The following is a 15550-nucleotide window of genomic DNA, read 5'->3' on the forward strand; positions in this document are numbered from 1 at the left end:
CGCGCGCGACCGGCGACTCGCGCGGCCCCGCGATCCTCGCGCTGCAGGCGCTGCTCGCACGCGGCGCCGACCGCGTCGGCGGCCTCGCGGTGCTGAAGGACATGCTGAAGAACGACATGCGCCGCCCCGAGGCGCAGCTCGCGATCGCCCGGCAGCAGATCGCGGTCGACGACAAGGACGGCGCCGCGCAGTCGCTGAAGCAGGCGCTGCAGATCCGGCCCGACTACCTGCCGGCGGCGCTGATGCTGTCGCAGATGGGCCCGGCGGAGCGCGCGGCAGGCATCACGTCGTTCGAGAAATATGTTCAGCAGAATCCGAAGTCGCGCGATGCGCGGCTCGCCCTGTCGCAGCTGTATCTCGCCGACGAACGCCTCGACGATGCGCAGAAGCAGTTCGAGACGATGCGCAAGCTCGACGCGAAGGATCCGACGCCGTTGATGGCGCTCGCGCTGATCAAGATCCAGCAGAAGAAACTCGACGACGCGACGGGCTACCTGAAGCAGTACGTGCATCTCGGCGACAAGCAGCCCGATCTCGACGTCGGCCAGGGCTACATCTACCTCGCGCAGATCGCGATCGACCAGGGCAACGACGCGCAGGCGTCGCAATGGCTCGACAAGGTCGACCAGACGAGCCAGCACTACCTGCCCGCGCAGATCACGCGTGCGCAGCTGCTGCAGAAGCAGGGCAAGACCGACGAAGCGCGCAAGGTGCTCGACAACCTGTCGGTCACCGATCCGCGCGATGCGGCCGTGATCGCGCGCACCGACGCGTCGATCCTTTTCACCGCGAAGCGCTACAACGAAGCGGAATCGCGCCTGTCGCGCGCAGTCGACGATTTCCCGGAAGATCCGGACCTGCGCTACGACTATGCGATGGCGGCCGAGAAGACCGGCCACTACACGACGATGGAAAAGCAGCTGCGCGAGCTGATCCGCACGCAGCCCGACAACCCGCAGGCGTACAACGCGCTCGGCTATTCGCTTGCCGACCGCAACCAGCGCCTGCCGGAGGCCAGCAAGCTGATCGAGAAAGCGATCGCGCTCGCGCCGAACGACGCGTACATCATGGACAGCCTCGGCTGGGTGAAGTACCGGATGGGCGACACGGCCGGCGCGACGACGATCCTGCGGCGCGCATACGACCTGCAGCCGAACGCCGAAATCGGCGCGCATCTCGGCGAGGTGCTGTGGCGGACCGGCGCGCAGGACGAGGCGCGTTCCGCGTGGCGTGCGGCGCAGAAGCTCGAGCCGGACAACGACACGCTCGTGCAGACGCTCAAGCGCCTCCAGGTGAACGGTCTCTGATGCAGGTGTTCCGGATGTTTTACCTGTCCTCCCGTGCGGCGCGCGGTGCTACTGCAACCGCCGCGGCCGCTGCGGCGTTCGCGCTTGCCGGCTGCGCAAGCACGCCGCCGTCGGCGAGCGCGCCGTCCGCCGACGCGCTGCAGACCGCCGCGACGCACGCCTATCACGGCCGCTTCGCGGTGCAGTACAGCGACCGCCTCGGCAAGCCGCAGAACGTGTACGGCAACTTCGACTGGCAGGAGCACGGCGACGACGTGTCGCTCGAACTGCGCAGCCCGCTCGGCCAGACACTTGCCGTCGTCAGGTCGTCGCCGCGCGAGGCGTCGCTCGAACTGCCGAACCGTCAGCCGAAATTCGCGGCGGATGTCGGCGAGCTGATGCAGAACACGCTCGGCTTCGCGCTGCCGCTCGCGGGCCTGCGCTACTGGCTGCAGCCGACGCCCGCGCCCGCGACGCCCGCGCAGACGGTACGCGATCCCGACGACGGCACGCGCATCAAGCAGATCCGCCAGGATGGCTGGACGATCGACTACATCGCCTATGCGGATGCGCCGGCCACCGGCGTCAAACGCGTGAACCTCGTGCGCGCCACGCCGCCGCTCGACATCAAGCTCGTGCTCGACCAGTGAGCACGCGCACCCTGCCCGACCAGACACCAGCATGACCGACTCGACCCGCTCGCTGCGCAACTGCCTTGCGCCCGCGAAACTCAACCTGTTCCTGCACATCACCGGCCGCCGGCCGAACGGCTATCACGACCTGCAGAGCGTGTTCCAGCTGCTGAACTGGGGCGATACGCTGCACTTCACGCTGCGCGACGACGGCAAGGTCGCGCGCGCGACCGACGTGCCCGGCGTGCCCGAGGAAAGCGATCTCGTCGTGCGCGCGGCGAACCTGCTGAAAGCGCACACAGGTACGGCGGCCGGCGTCGACATCGAGATCGACAAGCGCCTGCCGATGGGCGCGGGCCTCGGCGGCGGCAGCTCCGATGCGGCGACGACGCTGCTCGCGCTGAACCGTCTGTGGGCGCTGAATCTGCCGCGCGCGGAACTGCAATCGCTCGCGGTAAAACTCGGCGCCGACGTGCCATTTTTTATTTTTGGAAAAAATGCGTTCGCAGAGGGTATCGGAGAAGAATTAGCTGAGGTAGAATTGCCGACTCGCTGGTTCCTGGTTGTGACGCCAAGCGTTCATGTCCCGACTGCTGAAATATTTTCAGATAAGTTGTTGACAAGAGATTCAAAGCCCGTCACAATTACAGACTTTCTTGCACGACAAAGCAGCGACGCAGGATGGCCAGATAGTTTCGGTCGGAATGATATGCAGCAAGTTGTGACAAGTAAGTACGCGGAAGTTGCGCAGGTGGTCAAATGGTTGTATGATGTGACCCCCGCGAGGATGACCGGCTCTGGAGCTAGCGTGTTTGCGGTGTTTCGCAGCAAACACGAGGCAGAAGCGGTGAAAGCCAAACTGCCCGCCGGTTGGAATGGCGAAGTTGCCGAGAGTCTGAACGAGCATCCGCTCTTCACTTTCGCGTCATGAAGTTTTGCTTTATCGGATGGCCTACAAGTCCGATGAAGTTTCAGTTGAGTGTAGGGGAGTCGCCAAGTTGGTCAAGGCACCGGATTTTGATTCCGGCATGCGAGGGTTCGAGTCCTTCCTCCCCTGCCAAAAATTTTCCCGCATTTTCCCGCCCAAGCCCGAAGCAGGTGCATGATGAGCAGCCACGCCCATGACGGCCTGATGGTCTTTACTGGTAACGCGAATCCCGCGCTTGCTCAGGAAGTCGTCAATATCCTTGGTATTCCCCTCGGCAAGGCAATGGTCAGCCGTTTCTCCGACGGCGAGATCCAGGTCGAGATCCAGGAAAACGTGCGCGGCAAGGACGTCTTCGTCCTGCAATCCACGTGCGCGCCGACCAACGACAACCTGATGGAACTGATGATCATGGTCGATGCGCTGAAGCGCGCATCCGCAGGCCGGATCACCGCAGCCATCCCCTACTTCGGCTATGCCCGCCAGGATCGACGCCCGCGTTCGGCGCGCGTCGCGATCTCGGCGAAGGTCATCGCGAACATGCTGGAAATCGCCGGCGTCGAGCGGATCATCACGATGGATCTGCACGCCGACCAGATTCAGGGCTTCTTCGACATCCCGGTCGACAACATCTACGCAACGCCGATCCTGCTGGGCGACCTGCGCAAGCAGAACTACTCGGATCTGCTCGTCGTGTCCCCGGACGTCGGCGGCGTGGTGCGCGCCCGTGCGCTCGCGAAGCAGCTCAACTGCGATCTCGCGATCATCGACAAGCGTCGCCCGAAGGCGAACGTCGCTGAAGTGATGAACATCATCGGTGAAGTCGAAGGCCGTACCTGCGTGATCATGGACGACATGGTCGACACCGCCGGCACGCTCTGCAAGGCAGCGCAAGTGCTGAAGGACCGCGGCGCGAAGCAGGTGTTCGCGTATGCGACGCACCCCGTGCTGTCGGGCGGCGCCGCCGAGCGCATCGCCGCATCGGCGCTCGACGAACTGGTCGTCACCGACACGATCCCGCTGTCCGCAGAATCGCTGTCGTGCTCGAAGATCCGTTCGCTGACGAGCGCGAGCCTGCTGGCCGAGACGTTCTCGCGGATCCGCCGCGGCGATTCGGTGATGTCGCTGTTCGCGGAATCCTGATCGGATACCGACAAGTCAAGCATGCGTAGAAAGCGAAGCGGCAACGCTTCGCTTTTTGCACAATCGGCCGGGACTTACGAAACCCCGGCCGTTTTATCGGGGGCCGCGCTGTCGACGGCCCCGTTTTACTGCCTGGTCGCGGGCAGCAAATGGAGAAACACATGAAAATCGTCGCTTTCGAGCGCCAACTGCAAGGTACGGGTGCGAGCCGCCGCCTGCGCAACGCCGGCAAGACCACGGGTATCGTCTACGGTGGTGAAGCAGCGCCGCAAATGATCGAACTCGATCACAACGCACTGTGGCACGCGCTGAAGAAGGAAGCCTTCCACTCGTCGATCCTCGACCTCGAAGTGGCCGGCCAGTCGCAGCAAGTCCTGCTGCGCGACGTGCAATACCACCCGTTCAAGCAACTCGTGCTGCACGTGGACTTCCAGCGCGTCGACGCGAAGAAGAAGCTGCACACGAAAGTGCCGGTTCACTTCGTGAACGCTGAAGTCAGCCCGGCCGTGAAGCTGTCGAGCGCGATCATCGCGCACGTCGTGACGGAAATCGAAGTCGAGTGCCTGCCGGTCGACCTGCCGGAATTCGTCGAACTCGACCTGTCGAAGATCGAAGCTGGCCAGTCGCTGCACGCGAAGGACGTCACGCTGCCGAAGGGCGTCGCGCTGACCTCGCACGTCGAAGCTGAAAACCCGGTCGTCGCGTCGGCAGCCCTGCCGGCTGGCGCCGTGGCGGCTGAAGGCGAAACGCCGGCTGCCTAAGGCTGCCTAAGCGCCATTTCGATCCGTTTTCCGAAACGGTCGACGCAACCCGCCGCGGCTTGCCCGGCGGGTTTTTCTTTTTTTGCGCCCAGGCGGCCCGGTGCCGCCTTCGAAACGTCATGATCAAACTGATCGTCGGCCTCGGCAATCCCGGGGCGGAATACACCGCGACGCGCCACAACGCCGGCTTCTGGCTGGTCGACCAGCTGGCCCGCGAAGCGGGCGCCACGCTGCGCGACGAGCGCCGCTTCCACGGCTTTTACGCGAAGGCGCGCCTGCACGGCGAGGAAGTCCACCTGCTCGAGCCGCAGACGTACATGAACCGCTCAGGCCAGTCGGTCGTCGCGCTCGCGCAATTCTTCAAGATCCTGCCGGACCAGATCCTCGTCGCGCACGACGAACTCGACCTGCCGCCCGGCACCGTCAAGCTGAAGCGCGGCGGCGGCAGCGGCGGCCACAACGGGCTCAAGGACATCTCCGCGCACCTGTCGACGCAGCAGTACTGGCGGTTGCGGATCGGCATCGGCCATCCGCGCGACCTGATCCCCGAGAGCGCGCGCGCCGGCGCGAAGCCGGACGTCGCGAATTTCGTGCTGAAGCCGCCGCGCCGCGAAGAGCAGGACGTGATCGACGCGTCGATCGAACGTGCGCTCGCCGTGATGCCGATGGTCGTCAAGGGCGAGCTCGACCGCGCGACGATGCTGCTGCATCGCAACGACTGACCGCACCGCTTGGCCGCACCGCTTTGCCGCGCATGAGGTAATCTTGTCGTTTTACTTCGTGAGGAGCCTAGCGGTGAGCCGTTACTGGAGCGACGTCGTTCAGCAACTCGTGCCCTACGTGCCGGGCGAACAGCCCGCGCTCGCGCACCCGGTCAAGCTGAACACCAACGAGAATCCCTATCCGCCGTCGCCACGCGTCGTCGCGGCGATCGCGCACGAACTCGGCGACGCCGGCGACACGCTGCGCCGCTATCCCGATCCGCTCGCGCGCAAGCTGCGCGAGACGGTCGCCGCCCATCACCGCATCGCGCCCGAACAGGTGTTCGCCGGCAACGGCTCCGACGAGGTGCTCGCGCATACGTTCCACGCGCTGCTCAAGCACGACCGGCCGCTGCGCTTCCCCGACATCACGTACAGCTTCTACCCGACCTACGCGCGCCTGTACGGCGTGCACTACGACGCGCTGCCGCTCGCCGACGACTTCTCGATCCGCGTCGACGACTACCTCGACGATGCGGGCGGCGTGCTGTTCCCGAACCCGAACGCGCCGACCGGGCGCGCGCTGCCGCTCGCGGACGTCGAGCGGATCGCGGCCGCGAATCCGTCGTCGCCGGTCGTGATCGACGAGGCCTACGTGGACTTCGGCGCACAGTCGGCGATCTCGCTGATCGACCGCTACCCGAACCTGCTTGTCGTCCATACGACGTCGAAGGCGCGCTCGCTCGCCGGGATGCGGGTCGGTTTCGCGTTCGGCGACGCCGCGCTGATCGAAGCACTCAACCGCGTGAAGGACAGCTTCAACTCGTACCCGCTCGACCGGCTCGCGCAGGTCGCCGCGCAAGCGGCGTATGAAGACGACGCCTACTTCGACGCGACCTGCCAGCGCGTGATCGACAGCCGCACGCGGCTCACGCAGGCGCTCGAGGAATCGGGATTCGACGTCGTGCCGTCGGCCGCGAACTTCGTGTTCGCGCGCCACCCGGCATACGATGCGGCCACGCTCGCAGCGCGGCTGAAGGAACGGGAGATTTTCGTGCGGCACTTCAAGCTGCCGCGGATCGACCAGCATCTGCGTATCACCGTCGGCACCGACGCCGAATGCGACACGTTCGTCGCGGCGCTGCGCGACCTGCTGGGCTGAGAAAGCCGGAAACGGTGCGGGCGGCGCTTGCCGCCCGGCCGCTATCACATCACGACGCGTCGTCGTCCTTCGCGGCGATCAACGCGTGGTACTTCTCCATCAACTGCTCGTGCGTTTCCACGTGCTGCGGATCGCGCGGGATGCATTCGACCGGACACACCTGCTGGCACTGCGGCTCGTCGAAATGGCCGACGCACTCGGTGCACTTGCGGGGATCGATCACATAGATTTCCGGGCCCATCGAAATTGCGCCGTTCGGGCACTCGGGCTCGCACACGTCACAATTGATGCACTCGTCGGTAATCGTCAAAGCCATACTTCCACCAGCTTTCCTAGAAAAAACAATACATTATAGCTTTTCAGCCTTCCACACGGTCGTGCAAAATTCCCTGAAATCCATGCTTTTGAGTTGCGGCTGAGTTGCACAGGTGTTGCAGATTTTGCAGCGCGCAAAGTTCAGATAGCATGCCTAGCCATGAGCTGCAAGACGTTTCAGCACAATTGCGACGTATGCGAGCCTGAGTGCCCGAACGGTGCGATTTCGATGGGCTCGGAAATCAGCTTGATCGCCCCGATCGCCAATGACTCGAAATTGAAATGATCCAGCCCTAACATGAGTCCGGCAACATGCAGCGTACGTCGCTTCATCTCAAATTGTCGGTTATGTCGACACGTCGAGGGGGCTCGGCGCTACAAAATGAGAAACCTGTCCCCCTTTAATTGTCGCGCTAACGCTGCGGTCCAAAACAACAATATCTCACCGTGGCCGTGCGACGACGTCCTGTACGTTAAACTAGCGCGTCAGCTGTAATCTGCCCCCTGTCTCGTCGTCCCGACTCCCGCCCATGAACGATCAGACCCACTCCGACCGGACTGAGCCTCTCGCGCAATATTCCGTCTTTCCGATCCGGCGAGAGGAGGGCGTGAAGTTCTCTGGCACCGTTACCGACGGGAAATACCAGCACGTCAAGTTCAAGCACGTGTCGGCCGCAAAAGTCCACTTTAAAAACTGCGACTTTTCCTTTTGCGAATTCGAGGATGCGTATTTCCGCGACGCTACTTTCGAGGAGTGCGATTTCAGGGCGATTAAATGTAGCCGGTCGAACTTTCGCGGCGTCGTGTTTTCCCAGTGCAAGTTCGACTATGCGCAGTTTTTCGAGACTCACTTGGAAGCGAAGGAGCTTATCGCGAGCGCGCCCGCCCGTCCGAACTTGCGAAGGGACTTTATGACTGCAGCTCGCGTAAATGCCGAGAGTCTTGGCGACGTCCGCGCAACGCGGCTGATCGTTCGCGAGGAATTGAGGGCAGAGCGGCAGTTCCATCTGGAAGCGGCGATCGGCAAAACCCAATGGTACGTTGACAAATACACGCCGTGGGAACGGGTAGGCCACCTTCTGCGGTCTCTCTGGTTGACCTGCGACTGGTGGTTCTGGGGCCACGGCGAACATCCATGGCGCTTTATTCGCTCAATGCTTGTCACCGTAGTTGCGCTCGGGTTGCTTGTTTTCATCCTTGGTTCGGGTGTCGACTTGGCTCAGTCGCTGGGTCAAAATCTGCATCTCGCGTGGCGCGGAATTCTCGTGGCGACTTATATCTTTCTCGACGCCCCGGTGAGATTCGACGAAAAAATCCCAGATGGGCTCGCTGTAGCGATCGCGACATTTCGCTATGTCTCATTGGGTCTTTTCACTAACATGATTTTTCGCTTTCTGTCGCATCGATGAGCTTACAGACAGCCTATGTGCGAGAAATTCGCCTCTTTGGTTCTCACGCTCGTGGCGATGACGGAGCTGCGAGTGACCTAGATGTTCTATACGTCGTCGATACTTCGCGAGCAGGCGATCAATCGCAGGCGGACACTCGGATTTCCGACCTGCTCCGGGCGAACAAAAGTGATATTTCGCTCTACAGCGAGCGGCGGCTCCGCGAAATGTTTGAGACCGGTCATCTTTTCGCTTGGCACTTGTACCTCGAATCCAAGCCTGTGTGGTCTGACGCCGCTGGAAGTTTCGTCGAATCGCTCGGCAGGCCTGCACGTTATGTCGGCACAAGAAAAGACATAATGGAACTGCTGGAAATCGCGACCGAGGCTGCGGCTTCGCTGCGAGACCCAGAGTCGACCGTCATCTACGAGAGTGGCATCTTGTATGTCTGCTGCCGGAACGTCGCCTTGATCGCATCGACGCGGGTAAGTAACGCACCGATTTTCGGTCCGCAGTCTCCCATGCAGGTCGCCATCCCTAGCATTCCGTTCCCGCTGAGCGACGACGAATATGTGCTAATGATCGCCGCTCGCCATTCGGTCACCCGCGGTGCTCCAGCCCCTGACCTTGATCGAAGACGTGCCAATGACCTCGGGGAACGGGCGCTACGCTGGATTCGGTCTGTTGCAGCATGGACATTGGACGAACGCAATGAAACTGTCCTTTAAAGAAAAGGTGCGATTCGAACGCAGCGTTTTGCGCGAAGTCAATCGCGCACGCGCATGGCCTGCACCGTTACTTGGTCTCTCAGAATCAGCAATAGCCCTCTGGGTGTCCAAAGTCGGACTGACAAGAGACGACTCGCTCCCGATGTGCTTGCACGAGATATCGATCCGGTGTCGCATTGAATCCGACAAGAGCCGTGAGGTCTTTGAGGACGACTACCTGCGGGACGCCATGACGCTTGAGAGAGCCAGAGGTGCGCTTCAAAAAATTATCGACGAACTTCGCGTGCCGGCGATCGAGCGCGGCGATAACTTCGGCCGTCCTTTAGAACCAACGCGGTCATACAGCCACCGGTGACGCACGTTGCCTTATGTTGCGTCACAAGACGTGCCATAACACATGTAGTATTTGGGGATCATGTCCATGTGAGGGGATGCGATGGGAAAGCAGCCGCCAAAGGTCGATCAGAACGGAAAGATGAAAGTTCGGATCATCGAGTTCGAACTGGAAGGCAGCGACATGTCGCTGCAGGAAAGCCTCAAGAGCATCACCGCAGCTCTTTCCCGAGCGCCAGTTGTGGCCGCTCCACGACCGCAGCAACGCCTCGGCACGACAAGAAGCGTTGCCGAGGTCGTAATGGATGACTCTGGTGAGCCGTCGGACGACCTTGACCAGGTCGATGAGATAGAACAGGAAGAAGAGCCCACAATCTCAGTTCCTCCCGCACCCAAAAAGCAGAGAAAGCCGCCGAAGATGGCAGCGCCGAGCCTTGTGGACATCAGATTTGATGACGAGAAGCCTACCTTCGCAGAATTCGTCGAGCAAAAGGAGCCGAAGAACGATATGCAGAAGTACCTCTGCGCAGCGTTCTGGCTAAAGACTCACAAGAAAGTCAGCGAGGTCAGCATCGACCATATGTACACCGCATATAAGGTAATGGGGTGGGCGCTGCCGACTAACCCCGTCCAGCCGATGAGAGAGCTTGCGGCGACTCGTGACAAGCGATTCAGCAAAGGTGCTGAGAAAGGTCACTACGCCATAAACCACGTCGGCGAGGGTTTCGTAACAACAAAGATGGGCAACGGTCAGTGAGCGATCTTCTGGAGTTCGTGAGTCGAATTAACGGCTTTCGCGTGAAGAGCTTCACAGATAAGGTTGAAATCTTTGGGTGGTATTTGCACGAGAACGGTGGCAAGCCTAAATTCGGCCCCACCGATCTATTGAGGTGCTTCGAGGCGGTCCACGAGTCGAAGCCAAGCAACATCCACTCCATCGTGCATCGGCTGTCAACGGAGCGACCTGCTCGAATGCTGAAGGATGGGCAGGGTTACCGACTGTCTGCGGCGGTACGCGAACAAGTTGGCAGGCTTGTCGGTCGCAAAACCAACACCGCGGTGAATTCGTTACTGACTGGTCTGCTATCGTCCGTTACGAATAAAGATCAACAGACCTTCCTCGACGAAACGATTGCCTGCTACAACGGTAATGCCCATCGCGCAGCAATCGTGATGGGCTGGAATTTGGCTTACTCACACTTGTGCGACCGGATCTTCGACGCTCACTTGACGGCCTTCAACGCAAATAGAACGAAGGTCCATCCGAAACTACCGGAGATCATCAAGCGCACCGACTTCCAGGAATATGGTGAGCGACAAGTGATCGACGTCTGTCGGACCGCCTCCATCGTCGACAAGTCCATATACAAGATACTTCAAGAACGACTTGACCGGAGAAACACAGCCGCGCATCCGTCTGCAGTGGTCTTCACTTCAGCGCAAGCCGAGGACTTAATCACTGATCTCGTAAACAACGTTTTGTTGAACTCAAGACTATGAACTGGTGGCTCACAGTCCCCTCTTGGATCGTGGCGCTTTACTTCGGCATCGGCTTTGTTGCGAAGGCCGGCTTTCCGCCAAAGGGAGATATTCTTATCGGTGATGCGCTTTCCGTCGGCCTCACCCTTTTCTTTATTTTTCTGCCCTTCTTTAGCAAGATCAAGATCGGCTCGCTAATCGAGTTAGAGCGAGAAATCAAGGAGGCGAAAGAGGAAACCACTGCCGTGAAGGAAGAGCTTCGCGAGTTTAAGAACGAAGTTCGCAATACTGTTTCGGTTATCAGCACGAACGCGATTAGCCAGCACATCAACGTGCACCTGCCAGGCGCTGATGAACTCAGGCGACAGCAGGAGAAGGTTGAGGAAAATCTGAAGGACCCCGGCAGACAGCGAGCCGATGATGTGGAGGCGGAACTGCAGTCGGACGATGTCACGTATGCGCTCGCCAAGGTCCGAATCGATATTGAACGCCTTCTTCGCACCATCCTTGGTCGTCGGCTTGATTCATCGGATGGCGGCATCTCTTCGCTGGAACAACGTAGGTTTCAATCTATCGACAAGATGTTCGATATGCTGGTTAGAGAGGAAACCACCCTGGCCTACTTGCGATCACCGTTGCGGAACGTCCTTGCAGTCTGCAATGCTGCGATGCACGCGCAAACAGTCAATCCTGAACAGGCAAGCGAGGCCCTCAAACTGGGAGCGCAGATCATCGCAGCGCTCAAGGACTATTTCGGCGGTAAGGACTTTGCATAAGCGTAAAGGCATTTTGATCACACCAAAGACTTGAGCGTGCCGAATCAAGGCGATATAGCTATCGGAGCGGCTCAAACCCGCTGGCGTTCGATCTCTCAACTATTCCCCCGTGATTCGTTGTGTATGCGGTACACAGTCGAATCCCGAGACTCTCCCCCTATTCTCAACCGAGCTTTTTAGAAAGTTCGTTCGCTGAAACATGTTAGTATCGCTTCTACATTTTCAGGATGCGGTTGACATGTTCGAAGCAGAGTAACAGACCGCTGGATGCCATAAAGGCTACGAATTACGGCCTTTCATTCCTTACGCGAGTGAGGCTATGACCTTCTGCGTTGCTTGATATACCGCGCCAGCCCCTCTACCGAGAGCATGGGATTGCTACGGTGAATGATCCGATGGCAGTTCGAGCACATAATGGCGAGATCATCTAATATCGTCTCGACAAGCCCCTCGGCTTTGTGAAGTGGTACACGGTGATGTACCTCGCAGAAGCGCGAGCCGAGTGGTCCATAGAATTCCTTGAAATCGAAGCCACACGCCTCGCAGCACAACCGCCCAGTCGCTTGTATTACCTCGCGCTTCTTCTTCTCCACTATGTGACGCCTACGCTCACGTCGCAGATGCGTAACTAATCGCTTATCCCCCTCCAGCGCACTTTGCTGATCGTCAACGTCAGTGAGTGGAAGGGAGCGGTCGTTGATGTACGCGGCTACCATCTCGACCGTTCCCCTGCTTTCCGGTTTATCTGCGTACCAGATTGGGCTCTGCCCGATCCCGCCTTTACCGCGCGGGATCATCAGGTCGTAACGGTCGTCAATAGGCAGCAGCACTGCATCTTCCGCATCGGCAACGATACGATAGACGCCGATGTTGTTTGTTTCGTGCTTCTTAGAGCGGGGACTAAACAGCTGCTGATTGCGATACACGGTTGCGTTCGTATACCAGCCAACTACCGCAGTCCCCCCCTCGTCCGGTCCGGCAGTCCATACAACCGTGACGCCTTCGATCGACTCGGCCGCCTTGCTTGCGCCAAGCCTTTCGATTCTAATCTGCCCTCCATCCCTCACTTGGACGTAGCCGAAAACCTTCCCTTGAAAATGGGTGAAGTTGCAGGTTTCATGACCAACGTTGTCGTCGTTGTATGCTCCCCCTCGCCTTGGCTCATCTCCTAGCATCCCGTCATAGTGTTCCGCCCAACCTATATTGCAAAATAGCATCGGCATAGTTTGTCCCCGTGTTATCAACCGATCTTTCGTGCAAGTTCTTCCGGCGTAGTGTGATAGTAGCGCTTTAGCATCCGCTCGTTGCTATGTCCGGTCACGGCACTTAGCTCATTGACGTTAGGCAATTTCTGCTCAAGCCGGGTCGTTGCCATATGGCGCAGATTGTGGACGTGAAAATCTTCAATGTCGGTACGTCTGCAAGCTCTCGGCCATGCGCAAAGCACAACGTTCTGACTGATTGGGATAACGCGGTCATCAATGCGATCTAGATTCTTCAGAGTCGCAATCGCTGCGCTACTCAGCGGTACGTGTCGGTCCTTGCCGTTCTTTGTCATTGCCAATATGCGACGCGTTGTACAAGGTCAACATGCTTCCACAGTGGAGACAGCAATTCACCCTGACGCGTCGCAGTTTCGAGTGCGAGTTTGACCAGCGGCACAAGCCATTTGCTGCGCAATTCGTGCCGCTCTGCGCTCAGTTCATGCAACAAGCGATCGACTTCGACAGGCTTCAATATGCGGCTTCTGCCCGGCAGAAGTCTCAACTTTTTCACCAGCTTCGTCGGATTGGTTACGCTGAGCCCCCATTCTCGTTGCGCACGCGTGATAATCGCACTGATGGTCGCGAGTTCACGACAGACGCTTGAATTGGATGCCACCTTGAGACGTTGGTCCCGATAATCGGCAAGCACGCTGGTCGTGAGGTTACGCATGCTGTACTCGGCGATATTGTGCCGCGTTACTTTACCGATTAGATATTCCTCACTACTACGACTGCCTTTTGTCTGGCTAACCGACTCTTTGTAGCGCTCCAGCAACTTGCCGAGCGTTATGTCGGTTGTGCCTGCTGGTTCGACCCACGTTCCGTCATCCATTGCGGTTTCGACGTAACGAGCCCAAATCTGAGCCTCTACCTTAGTTGAAAACGATTTGTATTGCGCCGGGAAATCCTTATGAACTACTTTCACCTGCCAACGGCCATTGCGTTGACTGAATGTGGCTATGTTTTTGTCTCTGAATTACAATTGAGTTGCAAAAACATGATTTCGGGCAATTGGAAATGCTGGAAAGCCTAATGGGACGGTGACGCGAAAAATTAACTAGAACAGCAAATTGATGCACTCGTCGGTAATCGTCAAAGCCATACTGATCTCACTTCATCAGGCCAGCGGCCGGTTTCGCGGAGAAACCGGCCGGCGCCGCATCACGCGGCCGGGCCCTGGCCCATCGAGGCCACTTTTTCCGTCAGCCACTTCTCGACCGACGGGAACACGAACTTGCTGACATCTCCGCCCAACTGGGCGATTTCGCGCACGATCGTTCCGGAAATGAACTGGTACTGGTCGGACGGCGTCATGAACATCGTCTCGACGTCCGGCAGCAGATAGCGGTTCATCCCCGCCATCTGGAACTCGTATTCGAAATCGGACACTGCGCGCAGGCCGCGCACGATCACCCGAGCATTGTTGGTGCGAACGAAATCCTTCAGGAGGCCGGTGAAGCCCATCACCTTCACGTTCGGGTAATGGCCGAGCACCTCGTTCGCAATCTCCAGCCGCTCCTCCAGCGAGAAGAACGGCTTTTTCGCGCGGCTGTCGGCAACGCCAACGACCAGCGTATCAAAAATGCTCGACGCCCGCCGCACGAGATCCTCGTGCCCGCGCGTCAGCGGATCGAACGTACCCGGATACACGGCGACTACCATGTCGCTCCTCCTGTCATCACGTCTCGTTTGGAACGCGCATTATTCATCATTTTCGCGTCGCAGCAAATGATAGTGCACCGCGCCTGCCTTGCCATGCTTTGCAATCTGCCAGCCGGCAAGCGCATCGTGCGCGGCCGGGTCGAGCTCCGCACCCGTCTCGACGTATAGCAAGCCGCCCGGCGCGACGAGCGGCGCGGTCAGCGCGATCGCGCGCTCGAGCACCGCCGGATCGCCGAACGGAGGATCGAGGAACACGACGTCGAACGCGCCCGGCGTAAGCCCGGCCGCGAGACGCAGCGCATCGGCCTCCGCGATCTCGACGGTACGCGCGCCGAGCTTGTCCTTGATCGCGCGCAGCTGCTGCGCCGCACGCGGATGGCGCTCGACCATCACGACGCTCGCCGCGCCGCGTGACGCAGCCTCGAAGCCGAGTGCGCCGGTGCCGGCAAACAGGTCGAGACAGCGCTGCCCGCCGAGATCCTGGCCGAGCCAGTTGAACAGCGTCTCGCGCACGCGATCGGGCGTCGGCCGCAGGCCGTCGAGATCCAGCACCGCGAGCGGCGTGCGTTTCCAGTCGCCGCCGATGATGCGGATCGTGTGCGGCTTGCCGCGGCTGGTGGAGGCCGCGGGGCGGCCGGAAGATGAACGGGACATACGAAGGAAGATGAACGACAGGGACCGGGCGCGCACGGGGCGCACCGCCAAACAGGCGCACGTTACCACAAGCGGCGCCACAAGCTGGCGCGAGCGCTGCGCGGGTGCCTGATAAAATGCGAGGCTTCGGCTATCGCGCCGTGCCCGCACGGGTTCGCGCGACGGCCCGCACACAGTCCGCGCGCCCAGCGGCGGCCTGCCCTCTTCCTGACGCCAGACCATGTTCAGTTTCTTCAAACGATTCAAGAAAACGCAGGAGCCGACTCCCGCGGAATCGCTGCCGGCCGACGCGCCGCAGCCGGAGGCGCAGCCCGCCGGCACGCGCCCGGCCGACGCGTCC

19 protein-coding genes, 1 tRNA gene and 1 pseudogene are annotated in these 15550 nt (G+C 59.9%); 15 read left to right on the forward strand and 6 right to left on the reverse strand.

Features of this window, described 5'->3' with window-relative positions; all coding sequences use genetic code 11:
* From G3N94_RS33715 to hisC, 8 genes are all read left to right on the forward strand, one after another.
* Positions 1 to 1307 (forward strand): tetratricopeptide repeat protein (locus G3N94_RS33715; RefSeq protein WP_205798089.1); only part of this gene is annotated, 1307 nt, incomplete at its 5' end.
* Positions 1307 to 1936, forward strand: coding sequence for a lipoprotein insertase outer membrane protein LolB (gene lolB, locus G3N94_RS33720; RefSeq protein ID WP_205798091.1), 630 nt, complete (start codon positions 1307 to 1309; stop codon positions 1934 to 1936). The genes G3N94_RS33715 and lolB, both read left to right, overlap by 1 nt.
* A 31-nt stretch (positions 1937 to 1967) precedes the next feature.
* Positions 1968 to 2849: a 4-(cytidine 5'-diphospho)-2-C-methyl-D-erythritol kinase gene (ispE, locus tag G3N94_RS33725; protein ID WP_205798093.1), complete on the forward strand. Its 882-nt coding sequence runs from the start codon at positions 1968 to 1970 to the stop codon at positions 2847 to 2849.
* A gap of 52 nt (positions 2850 to 2901) precedes the next feature.
* Positions 2902 to 2978 (forward strand) — tRNA-Gln (locus G3N94_RS33730).
* Between the two features lie 45 nt (positions 2979 to 3023).
* Positions 3024 to 3986 (forward strand): ribose-phosphate pyrophosphokinase, encoded by a 963-nt coding sequence (locus tag G3N94_RS33735; RefSeq protein ID WP_205798123.1) that lies wholly within the window; start codon positions 3024 to 3026, stop codon positions 3984 to 3986.
* A gap of 161 nt (positions 3987 to 4147) precedes the next feature.
* A complete protein-coding gene (locus G3N94_RS33740; protein WP_205798095.1) occupies positions 4148 to 4747 on the forward strand; it encodes a 50S ribosomal protein L25/general stress protein Ctc in 600 nt (199 codons plus the stop codon).
* Between the two features lie 119 nt (positions 4748 to 4866).
* Positions 4867 to 5469 (forward strand): aminoacyl-tRNA hydrolase, encoded by a 603-nt coding sequence (gene pth, locus G3N94_RS33745; protein WP_205798097.1) that lies wholly within the window; start codon positions 4867 to 4869, stop codon positions 5467 to 5469.
* Positions 5470 to 5542: 73 nt separating this feature from the next.
* A complete protein-coding gene (gene hisC, locus G3N94_RS33750; protein ID WP_205798099.1) occupies positions 5543 to 6610 on the forward strand; it encodes a histidinol-phosphate transaminase in 1068 nt (355 codons plus the stop codon).
* A gap of 49 nt (positions 6611 to 6659) precedes the next feature.
* Here the strand turns inward: hisC and G3N94_RS33755 are convergent, their stop codons facing one another.
* Positions 6660 to 6926 carry a YfhL family 4Fe-4S dicluster ferredoxin gene (locus tag G3N94_RS33755; RefSeq protein WP_205798109.1) on the reverse strand — a complete coding sequence of 89 codons (267 nt, stop codon included), beginning with the start codon at positions 6924 to 6926 and terminating at the stop codon, positions 6660 to 6662.
* Between the two features lie 529 nt (positions 6927 to 7455).
* Here G3N94_RS33755 and G3N94_RS33760 point away from each other — a divergent pair.
* The 6 genes from G3N94_RS33760 (at position 7456) to G3N94_RS33785 (ending at position 11629) form a co-directional block, all read left to right on the forward strand.
* Positions 7456 to 8334: a pentapeptide repeat-containing protein gene (locus G3N94_RS33760; RefSeq protein WP_205798111.1), complete on the forward strand. Its 879-nt coding sequence runs from the start codon at positions 7456 to 7458 to the stop codon at positions 8332 to 8334.
* Entirely contained in the window at positions 8331 to 9041 is a 711-nt protein-coding gene (locus G3N94_RS33765) for a nucleotidyltransferase domain-containing protein (RefSeq protein WP_205798113.1), read from the forward strand. Before G3N94_RS33760 ends, G3N94_RS33765 begins: the two co-directional genes overlap by 4 nt.
* A complete protein-coding gene (locus tag G3N94_RS33770) occupies positions 9025 to 9396 on the forward strand; it encodes a hypothetical protein (RefSeq protein WP_205798115.1) in 372 nt (123 codons plus the stop codon). Before G3N94_RS33765 ends, G3N94_RS33770 begins: the two co-directional genes overlap by 17 nt.
* Before the next feature lie 81 nt (positions 9397 to 9477).
* Positions 9478 to 10131, forward strand: coding sequence for a hypothetical protein (locus tag G3N94_RS33775; protein WP_205798117.1), 654 nt, complete (start codon positions 9478 to 9480; stop codon positions 10129 to 10131).
* Positions 10128 to 10874, forward strand: coding sequence for a hypothetical protein (locus tag G3N94_RS33780; protein ID WP_205798119.1), 747 nt, complete (start codon positions 10128 to 10130; stop codon positions 10872 to 10874). The genes G3N94_RS33775 and G3N94_RS33780 overlap by 4 nt, the downstream gene beginning before the upstream one ends.
* Entirely contained in the window at positions 10871 to 11629 is a 759-nt protein-coding gene (locus G3N94_RS33785; RefSeq protein WP_205798121.1) for a hypothetical protein, read from the forward strand. The genes G3N94_RS33780 and G3N94_RS33785 overlap by 4 nt, the downstream gene beginning before the upstream one ends.
* Positions 11630 to 11946: 317 nt before the next feature.
* Here the strand turns inward: G3N94_RS33785 and G3N94_RS33790 are convergent, their stop codons facing one another.
* The 5 genes from G3N94_RS33790 to rsmD all read right to left on the reverse strand — a co-directional run bounded on the left by G3N94_RS33790 (position 11947) and on the right by rsmD (position 15210).
* Entirely contained in the window at positions 11947 to 12852 is a 906-nt protein-coding gene (locus G3N94_RS33790) for an HNH endonuclease (RefSeq protein WP_241022221.1), read from the reverse strand.
* 17 nt (positions 12853 to 12869) lie between these two features.
* Positions 12870 to 13187: a tyrosine-type recombinase/integrase gene (locus tag G3N94_RS42735; protein WP_241022222.1), complete on the reverse strand. Its 318-nt coding sequence runs from the start codon at positions 13185 to 13187 to the stop codon at positions 12870 to 12872.
* Complete coding sequence (locus G3N94_RS42740; protein ID WP_241022223.1) at positions 13184 to 13726, reverse strand: hypothetical protein; 543 nt, start codon at positions 13724 to 13726, stop codon at positions 13184 to 13186. Before G3N94_RS42740 ends, G3N94_RS42735 begins: the two co-directional genes overlap by 4 nt.
* A gap of 329 nt (positions 13727 to 14055) precedes the next feature.
* Positions 14056 to 14556: a pantetheine-phosphate adenylyltransferase gene (gene coaD, locus G3N94_RS33800; RefSeq protein ID WP_124601849.1), complete on the reverse strand. Its 501-nt coding sequence runs from the start codon at positions 14554 to 14556 to the stop codon at positions 14056 to 14058.
* Between the two features lie 39 nt (positions 14557 to 14595).
* Positions 14596 to 15210: a 16S rRNA (guanine(966)-N(2))-methyltransferase RsmD gene (gene rsmD / locus G3N94_RS33805; RefSeq protein ID WP_205798130.1), complete on the reverse strand. Its 615-nt coding sequence runs from the start codon at positions 15208 to 15210 to the stop codon at positions 14596 to 14598.
* Between the two features lie 220 nt (positions 15211 to 15430).
* Between rsmD and G3N94_RS42745 the strand changes: the two are divergent.
* Positions 15431 to 15550 (forward strand): annotated as a pseudogene (locus tag G3N94_RS42745) (signal recognition particle-docking protein FtsY); the annotation flags it as partial.

The sequence above is a fragment of the Burkholderia sp. Ac-20353 genome (genome assembly GCF_017104785.1).
GTDB lineage: Bacteria > Pseudomonadota > Gammaproteobacteria > Burkholderiales > Burkholderiaceae > Burkholderia.

Coding starts and splice junctions, on each gene's coding strand:
- lolB (WP_205798091.1), top strand. CDS start 1,307: ATGCAGGTGTTCCGGATGTTTTACCTGTCCTCCCGTGCGGCGCGCGGT.
- ispE (WP_205798093.1), top strand. CDS start 1,968: ATGACCGACTCGACCCGCTCGCTGCGCAACTGCCTTGCGCCCGCGAAA.
- G3N94_RS33735 (WP_205798123.1), top strand. CDS start 3,024: ATGAGCAGCCACGCCCATGACGGCCTGATGGTCTTTACTGGTAACGCG.
- G3N94_RS33740 (WP_205798095.1), top strand. CDS start 4,148: ATGAAAATCGTCGCTTTCGAGCGCCAACTGCAAGGTACGGGTGCGAGC.
- pth (WP_205798097.1), top strand. CDS start 4,867: ATGATCAAACTGATCGTCGGCCTCGGCAATCCCGGGGCGGAATACACC.
- G3N94_RS33755 (WP_205798109.1), bottom strand. CDS start 6,926: ATGGCTTTGACGATTACCGACGAGTGCATCAATTGTGACGTGTGCGAG.
- G3N94_RS33760 (WP_205798111.1), top strand. CDS start 7,456: ATGAACGATCAGACCCACTCCGACCGGACTGAGCCTCTCGCGCAATAT.
- G3N94_RS33765 (WP_205798113.1), top strand. CDS start 8,331: ATGAGCTTACAGACAGCCTATGTGCGAGAAATTCGCCTCTTTGGTTCT.
- G3N94_RS33770 (WP_205798115.1), top strand. CDS start 9,025: ATGAAACTGTCCTTTAAAGAAAAGGTGCGATTCGAACGCAGCGTTTTG.
- G3N94_RS33775 (WP_205798117.1), top strand. CDS start 9,478: ATGGGAAAGCAGCCGCCAAAGGTCGATCAGAACGGAAAGATGAAAGTT.
- G3N94_RS33785 (WP_205798121.1), top strand. CDS start 10,871: ATGAACTGGTGGCTCACAGTCCCCTCTTGGATCGTGGCGCTTTACTTC.
- G3N94_RS33790 (WP_241022221.1), bottom strand. CDS start 12,852: ATGCCGATGCTATTTTGCAATATAGGTTGGGCGGAACACTATGACGGG.
- G3N94_RS42735 (WP_241022222.1), bottom strand. CDS start 13,187: ATGACAAAGAACGGCAAGGACCGACACGTACCGCTGAGTAGCGCAGCG.
- G3N94_RS42740 (WP_241022223.1), bottom strand. CDS start 13,726: ATGGATGACGGAACGTGGGTCGAACCAGCAGGCACAACCGACATAACG.
- coaD (WP_124601849.1), bottom strand. CDS start 14,556: ATGGTAGTCGCCGTGTATCCGGGTACGTTCGATCCGCTGACGCGCGGG.
- rsmD (WP_205798130.1), bottom strand. CDS start 15,210: ATGTCCCGTTCATCTTCCGGCCGCCCCGCGGCCTCCACCAGCCGCGGC.